General features: G+C 35.1%; 25 protein-coding genes. 14 read left to right on the top strand and 11 right to left on the bottom strand.

From position 1 onward, the window contains the following. Positions 1 to 166 precede the first annotated feature (166 nt). Positions 167 to 1,342: an MFS transporter gene (locus tag MKY70_RS05035; RefSeq protein WP_341074470.1), complete on the top strand. Its 1,176-nt coding sequence runs from the start codon at positions 167 to 169 to the stop codon at positions 1,340 to 1,342. 1,113 nt (positions 1,343 to 2,455) lie between these two features. On the opposite strand, the gene MKY70_RS05030 is transcribed toward MKY70_RS05035, so the two are convergent. After that, complete coding sequence (locus MKY70_RS05030; RefSeq protein WP_341023526.1) at positions 2,456 to 2,719, bottom strand: DUF3937 family protein; 264 nt, start codon at positions 2,717 to 2,719, stop codon at positions 2,456 to 2,458. 620 nt (positions 2,720 to 3,339) lie between these two features. Between MKY70_RS05030 and MKY70_RS05025 the strand changes: the two genes are divergently transcribed. Then, positions 3,340 to 3,663 carry a hypothetical protein gene (locus MKY70_RS05025; RefSeq protein ID WP_002064068.1) on the top strand — a complete coding sequence of 108 codons (324 nt, stop codon included), beginning with the start codon at positions 3,340 to 3,342 and terminating at the stop codon, positions 3,661 to 3,663. Between the two features lie 119 nt (positions 3,664 to 3,782). On the opposite strand, the gene MKY70_RS05020 is transcribed toward MKY70_RS05025, so the two are convergent. Continuing rightward, the gene (locus MKY70_RS05020) at positions 3,783 to 4,241 is read right to left on the bottom strand and encodes a putative iron-sulfur cluster-binding metallochaperone (protein WP_149190200.1); all 459 of its coding nucleotides are present in this window, start codon (positions 4,239 to 4,241) and stop codon (positions 3,783 to 3,785) included. Positions 4,242 to 4,501: 260 nt separating this feature from the next. Further along, complete coding sequence (locus tag MKY70_RS05015) at positions 4,502 to 4,702, bottom strand: hypothetical protein (RefSeq protein WP_002087259.1); 201 nt, start codon at positions 4,700 to 4,702, stop codon at positions 4,502 to 4,504. A 329-nt stretch (positions 4,703 to 5,031) separates the two neighbouring features. Between MKY70_RS05015 and MKY70_RS05010 the strand changes: the two genes are divergently transcribed. After that, positions 5,032 to 5,133, top strand: a complete 102-nt coding sequence (locus MKY70_RS05010) for a YjcZ family sporulation protein (protein ID WP_000505688.1) — start codon at positions 5,032 to 5,034, stop codon at positions 5,131 to 5,133. Between the two features lie 549 nt (positions 5,134 to 5,682). Further along, positions 5,683 to 6,231: a DUF4352 domain-containing protein gene (locus tag MKY70_RS05005; RefSeq protein ID WP_341023523.1), complete on the top strand. Its 549-nt coding sequence runs from the start codon at positions 5,683 to 5,685 to the stop codon at positions 6,229 to 6,231. A gap of 114 nt (positions 6,232 to 6,345) precedes the next feature. Here MKY70_RS05005 and MKY70_RS05000 read toward each other — a convergent pair whose 3' ends face one another. After that, entirely contained in the window at positions 6,346 to 6,582 is a 237-nt protein-coding gene (locus MKY70_RS05000) for a preprotein translocase (RefSeq protein WP_113733434.1), read from the bottom strand. Between the two features lie 200 nt (positions 6,583 to 6,782). Between MKY70_RS05000 and MKY70_RS04995 the strand changes: the two genes are divergently transcribed. The 6 genes from MKY70_RS04995 (at position 6,783) to MKY70_RS04970 (ending at position 10,173) form a co-directional block, all read left to right on the top strand. Beyond that, positions 6,783 to 6,929, top strand: coding sequence for a YjcZ family sporulation protein (locus tag MKY70_RS04995; protein ID WP_000540380.1), 147 nt, complete (start codon positions 6,783 to 6,785; stop codon positions 6,927 to 6,929). Between the two features lie 289 nt (positions 6,930 to 7,218). Further along, a complete protein-coding gene (locus MKY70_RS04990; RefSeq protein ID WP_201032578.1) occupies positions 7,219 to 7,560 on the top strand; it encodes a PadR family transcriptional regulator in 342 nt (113 codons plus the stop codon). After that, complete coding sequence (locus tag MKY70_RS04985) at positions 7,553 to 8,035, top strand: hypothetical protein (protein WP_341023519.1); 483 nt, start codon at positions 7,553 to 7,555, stop codon at positions 8,033 to 8,035. The genes MKY70_RS04990 and MKY70_RS04985 overlap by 8 nt, the downstream gene beginning before the upstream one ends. After that, a complete protein-coding gene (locus MKY70_RS04980; protein ID WP_341023518.1) occupies positions 8,032 to 8,559 on the top strand; it encodes a permease in 528 nt (175 codons plus the stop codon). The genes MKY70_RS04985 and MKY70_RS04980 overlap by 4 nt, the downstream gene beginning before the upstream one ends. Before the next feature lie 344 nt (positions 8,560 to 8,903). Beyond that, on the top strand, positions 8,904 to 9,470 hold the full coding sequence (locus MKY70_RS04975; protein ID WP_341023517.1) for an excalibur calcium-binding domain-containing protein: 567 nt from the start codon (positions 8,904 to 8,906) through the stop codon (positions 9,468 to 9,470). 55 nt (positions 9,471 to 9,525) lie between these two features. Continuing rightward, positions 9,526 to 10,173, top strand: a complete 648-nt coding sequence (locus MKY70_RS04970; protein WP_341023516.1) for a class D sortase — start codon at positions 9,526 to 9,528, stop codon at positions 10,171 to 10,173. Positions 10,174 to 10,293: 120 nt separating this feature from the next. On the opposite strand, the gene MKY70_RS04965 is transcribed toward MKY70_RS04970, so the two are convergent. Further along, positions 10,294 to 11,769: an MDR family MFS transporter gene (locus MKY70_RS04965; protein WP_341023515.1), complete on the bottom strand. Its 1,476-nt coding sequence runs from the start codon at positions 11,767 to 11,769 to the stop codon at positions 10,294 to 10,296. Between the two features lie 142 nt (positions 11,770 to 11,911). Here MKY70_RS04965 and MKY70_RS04960 point away from each other — a divergent pair, with 142 nt between their 5' ends. Further along, positions 11,912 to 12,487 carry a TetR/AcrR family transcriptional regulator gene (locus MKY70_RS04960; RefSeq protein ID WP_341023514.1) on the top strand — a complete coding sequence of 192 codons (576 nt, stop codon included), beginning with the start codon at positions 11,912 to 11,914 and terminating at the stop codon, positions 12,485 to 12,487. 50 nt (positions 12,488 to 12,537) lie between these two features. Here MKY70_RS04960 and MKY70_RS04955 read toward each other — a convergent pair whose 3' ends face one another. Then, on the bottom strand, positions 12,538 to 13,002 hold the full coding sequence (locus tag MKY70_RS04955; protein WP_341074469.1) for a hypothetical protein: 465 nt from the start codon (positions 13,000 to 13,002) through the stop codon (positions 12,538 to 12,540). A 49-nt stretch (positions 13,003 to 13,051) separates the two neighbouring features. Here MKY70_RS04955 and MKY70_RS04950 point away from each other — a divergent pair, with 49 nt between their 5' ends. Then, entirely contained in the window at positions 13,052 to 13,939 is an 888-nt protein-coding gene (locus tag MKY70_RS04950; protein ID WP_341023511.1) for a DMT family transporter, read from the top strand. 144 nt (positions 13,940 to 14,083) lie between these two features. On the opposite strand, the gene MKY70_RS04945 is transcribed toward MKY70_RS04950, so the two are convergent. After that, positions 14,084 to 14,851: a TSUP family transporter gene (locus MKY70_RS04945; RefSeq protein ID WP_341023509.1), complete on the bottom strand. Its 768-nt coding sequence runs from the start codon at positions 14,849 to 14,851 to the stop codon at positions 14,084 to 14,086. Positions 14,852 to 14,961: 110 nt separating this feature from the next. Here MKY70_RS04945 and MKY70_RS04940 point away from each other — a divergent pair, with 110 nt between their 5' ends. Beyond that, a complete protein-coding gene (locus tag MKY70_RS04940) occupies positions 14,962 to 15,747 on the top strand; it encodes a TrmB family transcriptional regulator (RefSeq protein WP_002087282.1) in 786 nt (261 codons plus the stop codon). Positions 15,748 to 15,910: 163 nt separating this feature from the next. Here the strand turns inward: MKY70_RS04940 and MKY70_RS04935 are convergent, their stop codons facing one another. The 4 genes from MKY70_RS04935 to MKY70_RS04920 form a co-directional block, all read right to left on the bottom strand. Further along, a complete protein-coding gene (locus tag MKY70_RS04935) occupies positions 15,911 to 16,078 on the bottom strand; it encodes a hypothetical protein (RefSeq protein WP_000169779.1) in 168 nt (55 codons plus the stop codon). Between the two features lie 44 nt (positions 16,079 to 16,122). Continuing rightward, a complete protein-coding gene (gene dnaB, locus MKY70_RS04930) occupies positions 16,123 to 17,409 on the bottom strand; it encodes a replicative DNA helicase (protein WP_341023507.1) in 1,287 nt (428 codons plus the stop codon). Further along, on the bottom strand, positions 17,406 to 18,266 hold the full coding sequence (locus MKY70_RS04925; RefSeq protein ID WP_341023506.1) for a DnaD domain-containing protein: 861 nt from the start codon (positions 18,264 to 18,266) through the stop codon (positions 17,406 to 17,408). Before MKY70_RS04925 ends, dnaB begins: the two co-directional genes overlap by 4 nt. A gap of 159 nt (positions 18,267 to 18,425) precedes the next feature. Beyond that, a complete protein-coding gene (locus MKY70_RS04920; protein WP_341023504.1) occupies positions 18,426 to 18,788 on the bottom strand; it encodes a nucleoside triphosphate pyrophosphohydrolase in 363 nt (120 codons plus the stop codon). Between the two features lie 88 nt (positions 18,789 to 18,876). Between MKY70_RS04920 and MKY70_RS04915 the strand changes: the two genes are divergently transcribed. Beyond that, positions 18,877 to 19,230, top strand: coding sequence for a tyrosine-type recombinase/integrase (locus MKY70_RS04915; protein WP_341074468.1), 354 nt, complete (start codon positions 18,877 to 18,879; stop codon positions 19,228 to 19,230). Positions 19,231 to 19,591 lie beyond the last annotated feature (361 nt).

The following is a 19,591-nucleotide window of genomic DNA, read 5'->3' as shown; positions in this document are numbered from 1 at the left end:
AAAGGAGAAAATTTTTTAATATATCATATCTAGTTATTTAGATATCTGTTATTGTATTTAAAATTACATAGTCCAGATAAGATTGGCATCCAATCATACTTGTAATAATGCTTCTTTGTTAATGAATTTACTTTCAAAATACTGATACGAATGGAGAGTTTTATAAATGAAAAAAGTAAATCCTTTACTTATTCTGACACTCGCAATAGGTGTGTTCGGAATTATTACTACCGAGATGGGTATTGTCGGCGTATTACCACAAATCACTCAAAAATTCGGAATTTCAACTACACAAGCTGGATTTTTAGTAAGTATATTTGCACTAGTTGTTGCTATTTCTGGTCCGTTTTTAATTCTGCTCGTCTCTAGTATTGATCGCAAAATAATTTTATTAACAGCAATTTTTGCATTTGTTATTTCAAATATAATCTACGCTTATACAACACAATTTGAAATCATGCTTATTTTTCGTATTTTACCGGCAGCACTTCACCCACTCTTCTTTTCAATTGCTCTTGTAACAGCTGCTAAACTTGTCCCTCCAGAAAAGAGCGGTCAAGCGGTTACAAAAGTTTTCATGGGAATTACTGTTGGCTTTGCTTTAGGTGTACCACTAACCTCTTACCTTGCAGACCAATTTTCACTCGAAATTGCTTTCTTATTCGGAGCGCTTGTTAACACTCTTGCATTCATTGGAATACTAATCCTACTTCCTTCTATGCCTGTTAAAGAAAAAATGTCTTTCGGCAAACAAATTCGTATACTCGGCAAACCAGGATTATGGTTGAATATTTTAACCGTCACATTCCTTTTTGCAGCCATGTTTTCCGTATACAGCTACTTCGCTGAGTACCTTGCCAAAGTAACTTCCATGAATGGATCTCTCATCAGTATCATGCTATTCATATTTGGCATAGTTATGATTTTAGGCAATCATTTATTTGGTAGTCTCCTGCAAAAAAGTATAGTAAATACAGTAATATTATTCCCTATCCTATATTCTATTGTTTACATATTGGTTTATTATTTAGGTTCCTACCTTGTTCCAATGATTTTTATCGTATTCATTTGGGGAATCGTACATGCTGGTGGATTAATTGTTGGTCAAACATGGTTAATAAGCGAAGCAAAGGAAGCGCCTGAATTCGGTAATAGCCTATTCGTTTCATTCTCAAATCTCGGAATTACTTTAGGAACAACTATTGGAGGCTGGTTCATTTCAAACTTAGGTATTCACCAGCTTATTTGGAGCGGATTCATTTTCACACTACTCTCATTTCTGTTAATTATAATAAAACTAAAATTTTTCAATTCTAATAGCCAAGCTTCATTATCAAGCTAGTACATTTTCAGTTTCAAATTTTATAAACTAAAAAGTATAATGATCAAAGCCTTTAGCCATAATTACGACTAAAGGCTTTTTTGTATATAAAGTGAAACTTTACTCAGTGGGGGGTTTTGTTCATCCCCCACTGAGTATTAGCCTTCACCAATCGGGCGTTTACGGGCAGCAGGGCTCCCACCTAACTTCTTTGCTCCAGCTGAGTTTTGAGGTGGGAGTTTTACTGCCCACAAATAGCGGGATAAAAATAAATCTAAAAGGAGCTAATTTTATGGAACATAATCAAAATGGAGTACTTGCTTTAATTGTTTTGTTTTTAGGATTAGTGTTTTTTGTTAGTGGAATGGTTTATCATTTATGGGGTTCTTATTAATTTCAACTTTTAGAAAGATAAATAATTTAAAAACTAAAACGTATATTGTAATTATCGATATGGCATATTTCCAAAAACAACTTAACATGGTAAAATAATATTTGGACGGGAGTCCAATATTATTAAAATTAAGATGGTTCAAGTCGGAGAAAGGCACCTTAGGGTGTCTTTTCTTTTTTGTTAATTAATAGCTTGTTCTCTTCTAGGTAACTCTTTAAAATATAAATTTTAATAAAAAAGACGCTCATGCAGGCGTCTTTTTTCAATAAGTCATAAATATGTTTTTTCTAAAACACTCGTTAATCGTCCATACAGCAAAGCTTCATCTATTAACACCGGTTATGTACTAAACTTTTTATTATTTCGGCATTCTAGACAATCTTATGAATACTCCCAAACCTGCAAAAAAGAAGCCTAAACAGAGCAAACTACCTGGACTTCCCCAAACTATTTCATTAATCATATTATATACCCCCTATAATTTATAAATACTGTACTATTTTACCACATAAATATAAATACAGATAATTGAATTTTCTTTTTAAAGACAGTCATTAATCAACCATATAATGTCTCCTGATACTCATACAAATATCTAAACATCGTAAATCTACATTTCACTGACAAGAATTAAAAGACTGATTTTTCTGCAAAATACCTTGATTAGGGCTTCCTATTCTGCCTTTGCAGCAAGACTCTCCATGAAATTGCTAATTGAAGAAAATTGAAAAAAGACGCATTTAGATTGATACGTCTTTTGGCGATGTCTCTTTTGTGAAATCATATAAAGCTATTGCACCTAAAATAACAAGTATGCTTTCAGGAGCATCTATCAAAATAGTTTTCCAAATTCCTGGTATTATCCATTTAATATCTGCTGCTGTTTCAAGATATGTTTGAAAATAACCGATTGTAAAATCAATTACAGATAAACATACAAATAATGTTAGACAAAATCGAATTAATTTCTTATTTTTAAACATGTAACACCTCTCAAAATTCATTGGATATTCCTACTTTTGGTTTATTATATATTTACATCCTTATATTTGATTTTAACATACAAAAAACCCAAATAAATACAATATGCATATTTACATATCATATTGACAGTATTCAATTAAATAAGAATTCGCTTTTCCATTCAGGATCCTTTCTATCCTCGGAGTTTTACTGCTAATAAAGGAATTTTTTATCAATCATATAACATAGACCCCTGAATAAAATTCAATATTCCGTCAATACTGAAGACAACCGATTAAGTTACTTTCTCCTTGTTCCCCCTTGGAGAACCGAGCAGTTAGCTTTTGCTGACTGTTCTTTTGTTTGAAATTAAAATAGCGTTTTTGTTCCAAATGATGCCCTTATTCATTTGGACACATTTACCATTATTTTTACCGAAAAATTCATGATATCGTTAATTAGTCGAGTACGTCATTACTTGACGATTACCCTTAGGAGCCCCGCAGACAATCGGGGTTTCTTTTATTTAAAGCCATTTTCTCTTTTAGGGTGATATAGTCCTTAAGATCTTGTTAAACCAGTGTAATTACGGTTGGAACTTCATTCTGTTTGACACATATCCCCAGGCTATCTGGACATGATAAAAGATGAGGTGACTGACATGAAGGATAAAATATTAGAATTAGTACCAGGATCGGTAAAAAAATTACTCCAGAAAAAAGTTAAAGATGGAAACCGATGCATCATTGATTTGGTTGTGGATGATGCAACTGCTTATGGATTTGAACCGGAGCAAGTAATCCCCTGTATCATGGCGGGTTATTATGTTTATGAATCTACCACCTATCCCAGTGAAATGGAGGAAGAATTGAAGCTAAACTTGGTTTTTCATGCGGCCAATCGCTCGGCAATGAAGCTTCTGTCTTATGGGAAGTATAAAGCGAAACAATCTGAAAGTGGATGGATGAGATATACAAATCCATAAGGTTTACTTAACATACCCTAACTAGCTTGGTGAGCATGAGGCAACGCCACATGCCCATCGACTTGAGATTTTGAAATACCCCAAAGTATTTTGGTGAAAAAAAGCAACATTTAAGTTCCTTATGACATTTTTCTAATATAAGTTGTAACATTGCCTAAACAACAACTACCTTGTGGATTGTTTACTTCACAACCACATCGATTTTCTCTTATGTTTTCGCGAATATGCTCTACTGGATTAGGAGTAAGTCCATTTTTCACATATTGTTTGATTTTTTCTTTTGTCCAATCAAAACAATAACAAATTGGTGTAGTTGCTGAGTCATCTTTTTGATTTACAGCTACCTTTATGTCAGATACAAAGTATTTTTTATTATTCGTATCAAAATAGACTACATCACAATCTTCGTTTGAACAAAAATAGTGATTTTCTTTAGCATTTAATGTTTCTAATGCCGATGGTTTAAGCAATGATTTTAGTGTAATCAAATTTACATTCTTAGCTTTATTTTTACATGATGGACAATGACCATTATTTTCAATTTTTATTCCTTTAAGGTTACTACAACAATCTTCCATTATTCTCCCACCTTTACAATTTATTATTTTTATAAATATTCTTCTACTTTCTTTTCTGAATCTATTAAAGTTTCGATAATAAGATATTGCATCTGTCTCACCTCATATAAAGTATAAACCCTGTGCCATAGTACAGGGTCAAGGAAAGTATTATTTACTATATTATCGATTTACTTTCTTAAAATAAACTGTCATTATTCAATAAGCCTTTTTCAACAATATACTCCGATTGCGAAATTCTAAAACTACATTTAGGGCGATTAACCTTTATCACCTCGTAACTCTTTACTACAACGTTTTACAAAAAATACTGTTATTAAAATAATAATTCCTATACTCAAAACAAGTAATTGATCGAGTGCAATCACATCACGAAAAATCCAACGAGAAACAAAACCGAAGCTAGACATACACACACATATAAAACCAAAATAATTTAACCATCTATGTACATTTTTCATTCTTCCCCCTCCTTAAACTTGCATTTTATCATTCCCTCCTGTTTTTAGGTGTGAGTGCTGGCTAGTCGTGTGGTGATACCTCTATATAGGGCTTTTTCTTTTTTTCTCAATGACCAATATTACTTAACATGGTAAAATAATATTCGGACGGGAGTCCAATATTATTAAAATTAAGATGGTTCAAGTCGGAGAAAGGCACCTTAGGGTGTCTTTTCTTTATTTTCAAAAGGACCTGCTCAATTATTGCGTAAAAAACATAAAGTAAATTGAATCCGTTAAAATACATGAGTGACCCCTTGTTTTCCCCTCTTATTAAAGGAGGAACTATTATGGGATTTGGTGGTAGTTGTAGTAGTTGTGGCGGCGGCTTTGCTTTACTAGTTGTATTGTTTATTTTATTAATCATTGTTGGAGCTTCTTGCTTCTGCTAAAAAACTATCGGAAAAGACACTCTTATATGGGTGTCTTTTCTTTGTAATAAAAAGCTCTTCATCACTTTCGGTCTTTAGTGTGACATACAAATAATCCAGTTCCCCAAGCGCCCATATTCCACAGCCCCTTCTTTGTGCTTTTCTTTTCATTTATATTTCAATTTCAAATATAGTAGAAACTCATTACAAGGCTAGTTATATATACAATTATTATAGATAATATATACCTTTCACCACATGTATCATTCTGAATAATTAAAAACAACTATTGAGAATTCCATATAGACCCATTACTGGTTAAAATGTTATAATTAAACCATCCTACATAGTTACTCATGTTCAGGATGAGAAACTAACGTCTTATTAAGTAATGCGCATAACTTAAATAAACAAGACACTGCAAAGTGTCTTGTTTATTTGCATCAAGTTTCCTTTTTATTCCAAAAACAATATAATAAGATGTAGCATTTAATACATATAAAGAAAAATATAGATGTACTAAATCATTACAGCACCCATGAAAGTACTTCTATTTTGGAGGAACAAACTATGAACAAAAAGTTATTAACATCATTATTATGTAGCACATTCTTATTTGGATTATCAGCTTGCAGTTCACATGATACATCTAGTAATAACACGAAAAACGAGCATAAGGCGCCTAAAGAAACAAAGAATACTGAACTTAGTAACAAGGATTCGCAAGAAAAGCTTTCCACTCAGGGAGTTTCTTCTGATGTATACATATCAATACCCTATGCAGAGTCATTAGATGCTATAGGTAGTGGAGAGGTTACAGCACAAGGTGTATTTAAAGTATTAGACGTCTCAGTTTATAATAGCCAAAAGGAACCCATTACACTACATAGTAACAACTTTAAATTAATTGACGGACTAGGAAGAGAATATTACATTTCTAATGAGTCTCAATTAGTACTTAAAGCTGCAAATACCTCTACATTTAAATTTGGTGTTCTTAATCCTAATGAAAATTCGGAAGGGAAAATTGTATTCGATGTACCGAAAAACACACAAGGATTAACTTTGAAAATTAATGGAGATATGCTGGATAAAGGGATCGAGTTAAAGGTGGAATAGTCAAAGAAAATATAAACCACCTATCACAACTTATACTAACATAACAAAAAGTACAGCCTCTGTATTAACTACAACAGTAGACTGTACTTGTATAACTCACTATAACAGGATTCCTTAGTTCTTTTGAGAAGATGCTCTCCAATCACGAAAAGATGTTGGAAACCCAGAATGTCCACGTTGCTTTGTAACAACTGGTTTCTCTTGAAGAATAGTTGATTTCTCTTCAGGAATAGTTGGTTTTTCTTCAAGAATACTCAAAGCTGTTTGCATTTTCTCCAGCTGTTCTTTTAAAGCTTGCTGCTCAATCTTTAAATCCGTAAGTAAACGTAATATCATCTCAGAATTAGCCATAACGATCTCCTTTCCCCCAATGCACAGAATAAAATACCATATGTAATAAGCGGAATACTCGTGACAAAAATAAGTTCGTCAACTCTTTTAAAATACCGAGTACTTTTATTTTTTCAAAAGGACCTGCTCAAGTTTATCCGTAAAAACATAAAGTGATATAAATCCATTAATATATGGACTTTATGGAAGGAGGAGTTAATATGGGCTATGGTGGTAGTTGTGGAGGCTATGGTGGTAGTTGTGGTGGAGGCTGTGGTTTTGGCGGTGGATTCGCCTTACTTGTTGTGCTCTTTATCTTATTAATCATCGTTGGAGCTAGCTGTTGGGGCGGCGGATTCGGCTGCTAATAAGAGGCACTCTTGAGAGTGTCTTTTTTTTATTTCTCAATATAGGGCTAACATATATGTGTTACTATCAAAAGGCGAGATTCCCTAAGCGTAATATAGTAGTTTACCAACTATGAAAGCCACTGTCACAAGAAAACAGTAGGCTTTTATTTTGTTATTTAACAAGATTAAAACATGAATTGCCATTTCCCCTCAGTACCATTTTAAAATTGACATAGCACTTCATGCACCATATACTGTTAACAACAGTATACTGTCATTAACAGTATATATTCTAGGAGGTATATTCATGAAACATACAGGAAGACATACAGGTGCATTTCTTTTGTTATTTTTAGCAGAAGGTGATAACTATGGTGGGCAGCTACTTCAGAAATGCGTGGAAGAACTTCCGGTCAATCCAATTGATAGTGCCATCCTTTACCGCACGCTGAAGAAATTAGAAAATGAAGGCGCTATTGAATCTTATGTAAGTACATCAGTTCCAGATAAGCCGAGAAAGATGTACAAAATTACTACAGCCGGAAAAGAACAATTAGCGGATTTTCAAATGGATATTGAGGAAAAAATGAAAAACTTATCATTTTTCTTAGACAAATATAAAGACTTAAAGGAATCTAATCATGATTAATGGCGCTATCCTTTACACTTTGGCCATTATTCTTACGGGGATTTCTTTTATGAAGGATCGGAATAAAACGAAAGCTGCCCTATTAAAATCATGGAAAATATTTCAAAGTCTTCTCCCTGCCATGCTCTCCATTATGCTTTTCGTTGGACTATCACTTTCTATCTTAACGCCGTCCTTCATCTCTTCCATCATTGGAGAACAGTCTGGATTTTTAGGTATTATTTATTCAGCACTACTCGGATCTGTGGCACTTATCCCAAGCTTTGTCGTGTTTCCTCTTGGTAATACGTTAGTACAGCACGGCGCAGGTCTTCCTCAAGTTGCGGCACTCATGTCTACACTAATGTCAGTAGGAATTACAACCTTGCCTATGGAACAAAAGATATTCGGACGAAGCTTTGCTTACGCTCGTAATGCATCTGCATTACTCATGTCACTCCTATTCTCATATATCATTTGGGTGGTGATGGTATGAATGAACTAAAAAGATATCGCTTCTTTTTCATTTTGCTGATTGGACTTATCATACTAACTTTTATAAACCAATCTTTAGGATGGAGCGCATTACAATTAACTGGGAATAGCATTTTAGATATGTTGTTTCTACTCCCCCCTGTCCTAATATTTGTAGGGTTACTTGATCAGTGGGTGAAGAAAGAAACGCTAATGAAATACATGGGAGAAAAGTCCGGCATATATGGAATATTATTCTCCCTATTATTAGGCGGCATTGCAGCTGGTCCCCTCTATGTTGCCTTTCCAATTGCAGCACTACTATTAAAAAAAGGCGCCAGCATTAGGTACATCGTATTTTTCTTAGGCGTTTGGACAACTGCAAAATTACCAATTATCGTGTATGAATTTTCTTCATTTGGGGCTATCTTTACGCTCATTCATATTTGCTTCGGTCTAGTATTCTTCTATGTAATGGGGCTTATTTTCGAGAGATTTTATGATCAGAGGCAGTTGTTGCAGTATGATATAACGAAAGAAATGTAGAAAGGCATCTTTAATCGTAAAGATGTCTTTTTACTATGAACCTACAACTTCTTAAAAAAGCATAAACCCCATTGCTTTTTTAAGAATAACGATAACGATTAATCCTAGTGTAAATGACCCTTGAAAACCGGATGCTAAACCGTTCAACTTCTCTACTGGATTGCTGAACTTTCCGTATAGTTAGTTGTTCCCGGCGGCTAGAGACAATTGTTACCGTATGACGTTACAAAATATAATTTTTTCAAAAAAATCTTACATTTCTTGATTTTCCCTATTGTATTTTCGAATATTAGAATGTAAAATATTTCAATGTACTACATAATATTGGGAAAAGGGAGAAATTCATGAAAAAATTATTAGTTTCAGCAACAGCGTTCACACTTTTAACTGTGGGGTACAGTTCTTCTGCATTTGCAGCAAAAAATCCAAACGATAAGAACTGCGGTCACTTCAACAACAAACAAGAAGTTATGGAGTTCTGGCATAGCAATGGATATAGCGCAACAAATGATCCTCATGATCTAGATCGTGACAACGATGGTTTACCTTGTGAGGTAAAAAAAGGGGATTACGATCAATTTGTAGCTAGTAAACAAGCTACTAAACAAGAAGAAAACAAACCACAAGAACAAACTAAAGAAGAAAATACTAAGCAAGAACCTGCTAAACAGGAGAATACTAAACAGGAACCTGCTAAACAAGAAAACAAAAAACAAGAACAAACTAAGCCTCAAACAACTGCAAAAGAAACAAAGAAAGACACAAATACAGCTGTAAAAACAGACAATAAAAAACAAGGCGAAAAATTGCCAAACACAGCATCAAATGGTGTTACAATGATGTTAGCAAGCTTAGGTTTAGCTGCAATCGGATCTGTATTAATGTTCCGTCGTAAAAAAACAAACGCATAAAATAATTCCTTTAAAGGACAGGTTTCCCCTGTCCTTTTAAAATGGAGTGATATAAATGAAAATAAACCAATGGATAGGCTTATGTTTATTTATAGTTGGAATTTCAATCTTTTCTTATTGTTTTATAGAATGGTATAGTGCTAGAAGCTCAGCGGAATCTTTAGCATCTAATGAAATAAAGAAATACGAGACTCAAACGCCAATCACAACACCTCCTGAAGACAATGACGCTAAAATAGAAACTCCTCAAAACCATGAAGAAATTGTGCAAATTCCGTCTTCAGAAGTAAATCATCAATTAGGTCAAAAAGTAGCGTATTTAATCATTCCTAAAATACAAAAGAAATACTCCATATATTGGGGAGCTGATGATAAAGTACTAAAAAAAGGTGTGGGCATGTTTGTGAGTGAATTAACGACTACCCCATCCGGAAACGGTCATACAGTTTTAAGTGGACATCGAGATACTGTATTTACCGAACTAGGTCAGCTAAAAGAAAATGACCAACTGATTGTAGAATATGAAAATAAAACATACACATACAGCATTGACAAACATTGGATAACAGATGCAGAAGATCGGACTGTTATTGTAGAAACAAACGAACCTACATTAACATTAACAACATGTTATCCTTTCAACTACATCGGCGATGCTCCAGATCGATACATCATTGAAGCATCTTTAGTTGCTAAAACTTAAAAGGAGCTGTCTCATAATTCGATTTTTTTGGACTAGGTGACGGCTCCTTTTTAAAAACAGTACCAATAAAAAAACATCTTCCACTCGTGAAGATGTCTTTTTACATGAACCTACAACTTCTTAATTCTCGTTCTGTAAAACCCTCGCTGCCTTTACTTCCTTTTTCTCTTCTTTTAAGAACAACGATACGATAAAAGCAATAATGATAAAGATTAACCCTAGTGTAAATGCACCTTGGAATCCAGATGTTAAACCATTTAACTTCTCTACTGAATCCATTGGATTTGCTGAGCTTTCCATATACTTAGTTGTTCCTGAAGACATTTTCGAAATAAATATAGCTGTACCAATTGCGCCAGCTACTTGCTGTAACGTATTAAACAGTGCTGTTCCGTGCGGATATAAATCTGGTGTTAATTGATTTAATCCATATGTTTGTGCTGTCATTACAAACATGAGCCCGACCATTAATACGCTATGCATGACAATAATTTGTACCATTGATGTATCAGGAGTAATGCCTTTAAATAAGAACATTGCAATACCTACTAACACAATACCGGGAACGATAACAACTTTCGGACTAAATTTATCAAATAGTTTACCTGCGATTGGTCCCATTATGGCGCTAATAATACTTCCCGGAAGCATTATTAGTCCTGATTTAAATGCTGTAACTAGTAAAACTGTTTGCAGGAACATCGGTAATAAAGTCATCGTTGAAAATAACGACATCATAACAATGACGATTAATCCAACTGATATTGTAAACATCGGAACTTTAAATGTACGTAATTCTAAAATTGGATTCTCGATTTTTAATTGTCGCACTACAAAAATACATAGTGATATAAGCCCAACAATTAAGGCGCCATACACTTTCGGATCGGGCCACCCTAAATCACCTGATGCACTAAAGCTATACACAAGCCCGCCAAATCCTAATGTCGATAAAAGGATAGATGGATAATCTACTTTCGGTCTTGTTAACTCTGTAACATTTTGGATGTATTTCATTCCAATTACAATTGAAATGATCACGATAGGAATAACAATGTAGAATAACCAGCGCCAATTTAATGAATCAACGATTACTCCAGATAATGTAGGACCAATTGCTGGAGCTGACATCATCACAAGTGCGATTAATCCCATCGTGGCACCGCGCTTTTCAGGTGGACAAATAATTAAAATCGTATTCATTAATAACGGTGAAATTAACCCCGTCGCTACTGCTTGGACGATACGGCCGACTAATAAAACAGAAAATGTCGGTGCAAATCCCGCAATTAATGTACCGACTAAAAACGTTACCATAGCGATCAAAAACATTTGTCTCGTTGTGAGCCATTGCTGAAGTAACGCTGTAATCGGGACTAAAACCCCAACCACCAACATGTAAGCTGTAGAAAGCCATTGAATAGTTGAAGCTGTTACGTCAAATTCTTTCATTAATACAGTTAACGCATTACCAAGTAATGTTTCGTTTAATAATGCAACCATTGCCCCTAAAAGTAATGCAATTAAAATCGGGGTATGTTTCATATTAGAAGTATCAACTTTGCCACTTGCAGGGCTCTTAGTTGTTATATTCATTTGCAAATTCTCCTCCTGTTTCTTACTTAAAAAGCTTTAAATACAACGGAACACATGTAATATAATATACATATGTAGATTAAAAAGGGAGAATCAATTTTCAGCCATTGTATATTTAATCTACAAAAAAGGAGAATTGTAGATGAATGATAATGAAAAACAACTTGATTTACGTATTAGACGTACACATAAATTACTATGGGATTCCTTATTTGAATTAATGACGCAATCAAAACAGAAATATAGTACCATCACGATTAACCAAATTTGTGATCGTGCAATGGTACACCGAACAACTTTTTATAAACACTTTGAAGATAAAGATGATTTATTAACATTTGGATTTAAACGATATGGCAAGATGATTGCTGAAATACCGGTTTCAGATCGATTAAGTAAACCATTTCAAGTAATGGAACAATTTCTACACCATGAAGAAATCGGTAAAATATTAGAGACACAAATGTCTGATGAACAATTTATTAGCCGTACACAGTATTTAAGTCACGAAACAAGAAAACAAGAAATAGAAGCGTTAAATCAACTGTGTAAAAATCATACGATGCCGAATGATTTAACCATTGAATTTTATTCAGGGGCAATCACCTCATTAAGTGCGTGGTGGTTTAAAAATGAAAGAAGCGTTTCTGCTGCTGAAATGGACCAATATCTTCACCAACTTATTAACCGGGATATTTTTCAGTTTGAGGAAGAATAACTTCACCATCAAAAAAACGCCTATATGAAATAGGCGTTTTTTACATACTATTACTTACCGATTTTTTTCAAATCCGAACTTTCTATAATTGAACGAGAATATCCATCTTTCCCAACTCGTACCATAGCTCTTCCCAATTGCTCAGAAGTTATCACACTGCCGAATCGCTTCAACAGAGGGTTAAACGGCTTCATCACATCGTACATCAATTGATACGATTTCGTTTTTGATTTCACACCATTTGTCGGGATAATTAATCCTGGTCTAAACATATACGCAGATTTGAAAGGTAAACGTAATAACTCATTTTCCGTTCTTCCCTTCACTCTCGCCCACATCGTACGTCCTGATTCTGTACTATCTGTGCCGCTACCAGATACGTAAATGAACGTCATGTTTGGATTTAACTTCGCTAATGTTTTTGCGGTAGATAACGTTAATTCGTACGTAACTATAGAATAAAACGTCGATAAATTTTCGTTCCAAATATTCAGAATTAATATTAAAATAAACAATGGGGATAGGGGTATGGAATCATAAATTATACATAACGAGGGACTAGAAATGAAAATACAATTAAAAGCTGATTTAATGCTACTACTAGTTACATTTTTTTGGGGTGCATCCATCCTACTTACAAAGCTTGGACTTGATGGCATAGAAGAATATAATTTAATCGCATTACGATTTATTATCGCCTTTCTTTTATCAGGTTTAATATTTTACAAACATTTATTCAAAGTCGATTTTAAAACTGTAAAATATGCCTTTATACTCGCTTCTGTTTTATTTATCGTTTACATTTTCGCGACTTTCGGCACAAAGTATACGAGTGTTTCTAATGCTGGTTTCTTACTATGTCTCACAGTCATTTTCATTCCGATATTATCAGCTATATTTTTAAAACACATTCCTGAAAAGAAAGTTATAGTAGGAATCATTTTAACGATAATAGGAATTGGTTTATTAACATTAACTAGCGAATTCAAGATCGGTAATGGCGATATATTTTGTATACTGTCAGCCTTATTTTATGCCATTCACGTCATCATTACTGGAAGCGTAACAAAACATGTGAACTCCATTGCACTTGGAGTCATACAACTCGGTTTCGTCGGTCTATTTAGTCTTATTTTTTCATTCATTATAGAAACGCCAAAACTTCCTAGCACAATCAACTCATGGCTAATCATCTTAGCCTTAAGCATATTTTGCACTGCAGTCGCATTCATCGTGCAAGTGATTGCCCAGCAATACACAACGCCCACACATACAGGGCTTATCTTCTCATTAGAACCTGTCTTTTCCGCAGGATTTGCTTTCGTTTTCACAGGCGAAACGCTCACAGGGAAAGGCTACTTAGGGGCGACGCTTATATTGTTAAGTGTGTTGATTGCTGAGGTGGATTTTAAGGGGTTGTTGCGGGTTAATTATAAGAAGAATGTGGAGTAAGGCTTTTATTAAGATAGATAAACATACCCCGAAAATAGTCGTTTGTATTATTTTCATTCTCTTAACTTAAATTTCCTTTTAAATGAGCCTTTTTTTAGATGCTATCTTCGAATAAGGTAGCATCTAAAAAATGTTCAAAATTACTTAATGAATATAATCATAAAGATTTTTCGCTAACAATAAACAAGTTACTGTAATGAAAAGAGCACGAACATACCCGCTTCCTTTTTTTATAGCAAATTTGGAGCCAACAATCCCTCCAGCAATTTGAGCAATCCCCATTATAAAACCATACACATAGTTTACTTGCCCTACATACATAAACATCAACAATGCACCAACATTACTTCCTAAATTAAGAAGCTTCGCATTACCTGCTGCTTTTAAAAAATCATACCCAATAAATAAAAGAGAAAACATTAAAAACGAACCTGTACCAGGGCCTAGAAACCCATCATAAAAACCAATAATAAAAATAAAAAAAGTAAAAATAATGAAGTGTCGACCAGACAATTTTTTATGAGTGGAAATACTACCCCAATCCTTTTTGAATATCGTATAAATAGCAACCGCACCAAGCATGATCAGCATCAATGGCTTCAGTACTTCTGGGTTCATTAAATGAACGGTCCATGCTCCTATTATGGAACCTATGAAAGTGAGTGGAAATAATTTAAACGCCGATTTCAAATCAAGATTACCAGAACGATAAAACACAATATTACTAGTTGCACACCCCATTGTCGACGCTAGTTTATTCGTAGCTACTGCACTTGCTGGATTCAGTCCTGTAAATAATAAAGCGGGTAAGGCAATGAGTCCTCCACCACCTACAACTGAATCAATAAATGCAGCTGAAAATCCAAAAGCAATCAAAATAATTAATACTGATGGGTCTAAATAAAAATCCATACTATTAACCTCCCGTTTAGTCACTATCAGAATAGTAACTAATAATTTGCTAAATGTAAACAGTTATTGTAACGTTGAAATATAAAAGCAAACATCGGAGGACGAAAAAAGTGGACTACATAGTGCAACAGCTTAAAAAAATTGGTTTTAATGAATATGAAGCTAAATCTTATGTATCTCTTGTTAAACAGGGGCCTGTCACAGCCTACCAAGTGAGTAAGGATTCGGGTATCCCAAGAGCGCGAATTTATGAGATTTTGGGTAACCTTGTAGAAAAAGGAATTGTCATGAAGGAAGAAATAAATGACACCACTCGCTATTCACCTCTACCTGTTGAAATCTTTTTACAAAAGGCGCAATCAGAATGGCAGTCTACTTATGAAGTAATCAGTGATTCATTAAAAAAACTAGAAACTTTCGAGGAAAAAACAGATAATCGAGTGATTACTTTAAAAGACAATAAAACAATAATTAGCTACTGTCAGGCATTAATAAAAAAAGCCCAAAAACGTATTGTTATTTCAATGTGGGATGAGATGTATGAAGCGTTAAAAGAGGAACTATCTGAGGTAGCTGATAAAGTTACAGTACAAGGTATTACCCTGCATGTTGAAAATCCCATTAAAAATCTAGAAGCCCATCGTATAACACCTTATACAGAAACTCTGTCTACAGAACATTGGTTTATTTTATCGATAGATTCTAAAGAGATGATTTATGGACCATCCCTTGAGGAGCGTAATATTGCTTTTTATACAGATGATCCCGTTCATATATACCTATTAGAGGATTATGTATGGCATGATGTTTTAGTGAATCGACTTGTACAACGTAGCCAAGATGATTTGGAGCAATGGATTACTACAGAGAGAAAATCCTTTTTTATGGAAAAATAAGAAATATATTCAAGAGAAAATCAAAAAATTTCCCTATTAAACCTAACAACTTCTCCGTACAAAAATAGCCGACTATTATATAGTAAATAGTCGGCTATTTTTATATAAATTTATACAGACGCTGCCATTTTCCCTTTGCGGAATATTCCCATTAACCCAGCGATTAATGAGATAAACGCTTCTCCCACTCTTTCACCTTCTCAATTGTTACATCTAATTTCTTAGCCACTTCCTCTATACTCATTCCCTTAAAGAGCATTCCAGCTGCCGAAAGTGCTTTATCTATTTCTTCTTGCTTCTCTTGCTCATATAAACGACCTACTTTCGTCAACCGTAACCACTCCTTTACCTTTTTATATGCCTTCTTCTATTTTATCATCCAATCTCCACAAACCGCCCAAACTCCTTCAAAAATCTCAGCTTAAAACTCCCAACAGGTCCATTCCGATGCTTCGCCACATGAATCTCCGTCATCTCTTTCTGCATCGTTTCCTTATCGTAATAATCCTCTCGATACATAAGCATAATGACATCCGCATCTTGCTCAATTTGTCCTGTCTCTCTTAAATCAGATAAAAGCGGACGCTTATCTTGACGTGACTCTACGGAACGAGACAATTGTGACAACGCTACTACACAAACATTCAAATCACGCGCTAATAACTTAAGCTTACGAGAAATTTCACTAATCTCTTGAAATCGATTACCCTTATGCTTTGGATCACCTGTAATGAGCTGCAAATAATCTACAATAACTAAAAGCTTTTTATCCCCATGCTTCCTCTTTAACTTACGAGTCTGCATCCAAATATCCTGCATTGTAACACCGGCCTTATCATAAATCTCAAGTGGCAACTCACCAATCTCCGCAAACGCCTTACTCACCTTTTCCCAGTCCTCTATCGTAAAACGATGCTTCGGATTTTTCAGTCTACCTCCTGACACTTCGCCCGCACAAGACGCCATCCTTTTTAACAATTGCTTACTACTCATCTCTAATGAAAACAACCCAATCGCCGCTCCAGACTTCGCCGCATGCAGTGCAATATTTAGCGCAAACGCCGTTTTCCCCATAGAAGGACGCGCTCCAAGAACGACAAAATCACCTTCCTGCAATCCGCACGTCATCTTATTTAGCGATGTATAACCAGTCTCAATACCAGTATTCTCTTTCGTATCTTGATGAAGCTCCTCATATAGCCCAACTAAAGCATCCTTCAAATCAAACTCACATACATAGTCCTTTTCCTCTAACTCACAAAGTTCCGTAATCGTCTCACCAATAATTTTCTCATTCTTCTCCGCAATAAGACGCTCTCCCATCTTACGCCCAAGAACGCCAGCCTGATACATTTTCCATGCACCTCGAACAAGCCCCTCATAATAAGAGAAGTTGGCAGTTGTAGGCACACCCTCTATTAATGCTATAAAATACTCCATTCCCCCGATATTCTCCAAAAAATTCGGATTCATCCGAGAAACGAGCGTCACAAGATCAATTGGTTGCCCTTCATCTTCAATTTTTCGCATTAACCGAAATATAGACTTATGCACCGGCATAGAAAAATAATGCTCCGTCAAACGGCACTCCTTAATAAGCTCTCCATCAATTAAAAGAGAACCTAACACCGTCTTTTCTGCCTCCACATTTTGAATACTCATGGACGCCACCCACGTTCAGTTAAGAATCGCTGCAACTCTTCCTCTGACAGCGCATTCTTCTCCCACTCCTCGCACCTCGTCAAAAACTCCTCCGTCTCCCCAGTACTAACAGACGACTCCTTCTTCCGAAACTTCGACGTATCCGCCTCAACCTCAGACACTTTCGTAAATCCTTTCCCGTGCCACCCCCTCAAAATCCCCTTCACATAAGCAACCGTTCGCTTATTATTCTCAAACGCAATTTGAAGAGCCTTCAGCACAAGCTCCTCTGACAAATCAACCATCCATGCACTCAGTTCCTCTACCGCAAACGGAGACAAACTACCAAAATGTTGCTCGTAAAAAGAAAACACGCGACTTCCCGTCTCTTCCTCTATAACCTCTTCTTCCGCCTCTTCACAAACCGGATCTGGATCCACATCAACAGCCAAATCACTCGGCATACCGAAATGCGCTAAAAGCATCGGAACATTCAGCTCCTCCTCTACACACTTCTGAAGAAACATATGTACAAACTCCTTATTCTTCACACCCTTCAGCTCACGAAGCACACACTTCTCCACATTCGTATTCGTCACCGGATTATAACGAAGCCAATTTAAAATAAATAACTCCCTCGTCTCCGCATCATAAAGAATCTTTCCATAATCAATGAAGCGCTGCACTAACTTATCAACAGTCCCCCTGTTATAACCCGTCTCCATCTCAGCTAACCGCTTCGGAAACGGAAAAATCCCGCACTGCGTCGTCTTCGAACAAGTTAACAAATAAACATAAAAATACCGCTCTTCCGGCGTCAAATCCAAAACAAAATCATCCTGCCAAAAATTCACCTGCACTGTACGATACACCGCCATCCCAATTCCTCCCGTCCTCATTCAAAAGTAAAAATTCTTCTTTGTACTATATATAGGAAGGAGGAACGGGTTTTTGGCGTGTTATTTCAAATTTTTTTTGACTACTACTACGGTGTTTGTTGGTGTTTTTGTTTTGTTGTGTTTTTTCTTAGTGATTTATTACTTGGTAGGGGCTTGCAAGGGGTATAGGAGGTGCTTGGTGTCGGTTACTTCGATTAGGAAGACTCGATCTGAGAAGCCGCCTCGTTCTTCTGCTTTCTTTTTACGGATTGTATCGATTTCTTCTAGTGTTGTGCCTTCGTGTTCGGCTAGGGCGTTGATTAGTTCTAAGAGGTCGGATAGTTCTTCTAGTTTATCGGGTTTTGTTTTCGCTTCGATGTATTCTGTTAGTTCTTCTTGTGTTTTCTTGCATAGTTCTTTTATGTATTCATCTTCGGATAGGATTCTTGTTGTTGGTGTTTTTCCGTTAGCTTTTATTATTTGTGGGATTTTGTTTCGGATTAGTTTGTTGTAGGTTGGCATGGGGGTTTCCTCCGTTTGGTTTTTCTTCTATCACGTTAAGGAAAAATACAAATTCGTTGGTGTTTCAGTTTCTTATATAAACACGATCATGAAACATATGAAAGCATTCTACAATTTCCTCATTGAAGAGGAATATGTACAATTAAATCGTTTTACAAAAATTAAGTCATTAAAAGAAGCACAAGATAATATAGAAGCATTATCCGTTAATCAATTAAAAACTTTACTTATAACAGCCAAACTAACAACATACGCAGGATTTAGGGACTGTGTATTAATGAGGTTACTTGCTGATACAGGTATGCGAATTAGTGAAGCGTTAAACCCTCAACAAGAGGATATTGATTTTAAAACGAATGTAATTGAGTTAAAAGGTACTAACACCAAAAAACGTAAAACTCGATATGTACCTATTTGCTACTGTTTATGGGAATACCGTTGATCCTGCACGTTTTAGACAGAGGTTAAAATGTATGGTGATAATGCAGGAATTAAGGGTGTGAGAATCTCTCCTCACACTTTTAGACATACATTTAGTATTATTTACTTAACAATGGCGATGTGATGAACCTTCAAAAAATATTAGGACATTCGTCAATTGAGATGGTTAAAAAATATATTAATATGATAAGTAAAGATATTGTTGCTCAACATAATAAATATAGTCCAATTAATAATTTATAAACAAAAAGTTAGCTGATCGTTCAACCTTTTCAATACATAAATGAGATAATCTTATTTCATTTCTCCCATTATTCAAAATTTGAAAATACGTCTATTAACGCTATTTCCCCCCTATTATA

Origin of the sequence: Bacillus sp. FSL R9-9492 (assembly GCF_038007365.1) — a bacterium.
Lineage (GTDB): Bacteria > Bacillota > Bacilli > Bacillales > Bacillaceae_G > Bacillus_A > Bacillus_A mycoides.
The sequence above is the reverse complement of the archived record's forward strand: the minus strand, read 5'-3'. Positions and strand labels throughout refer to the sequence as shown.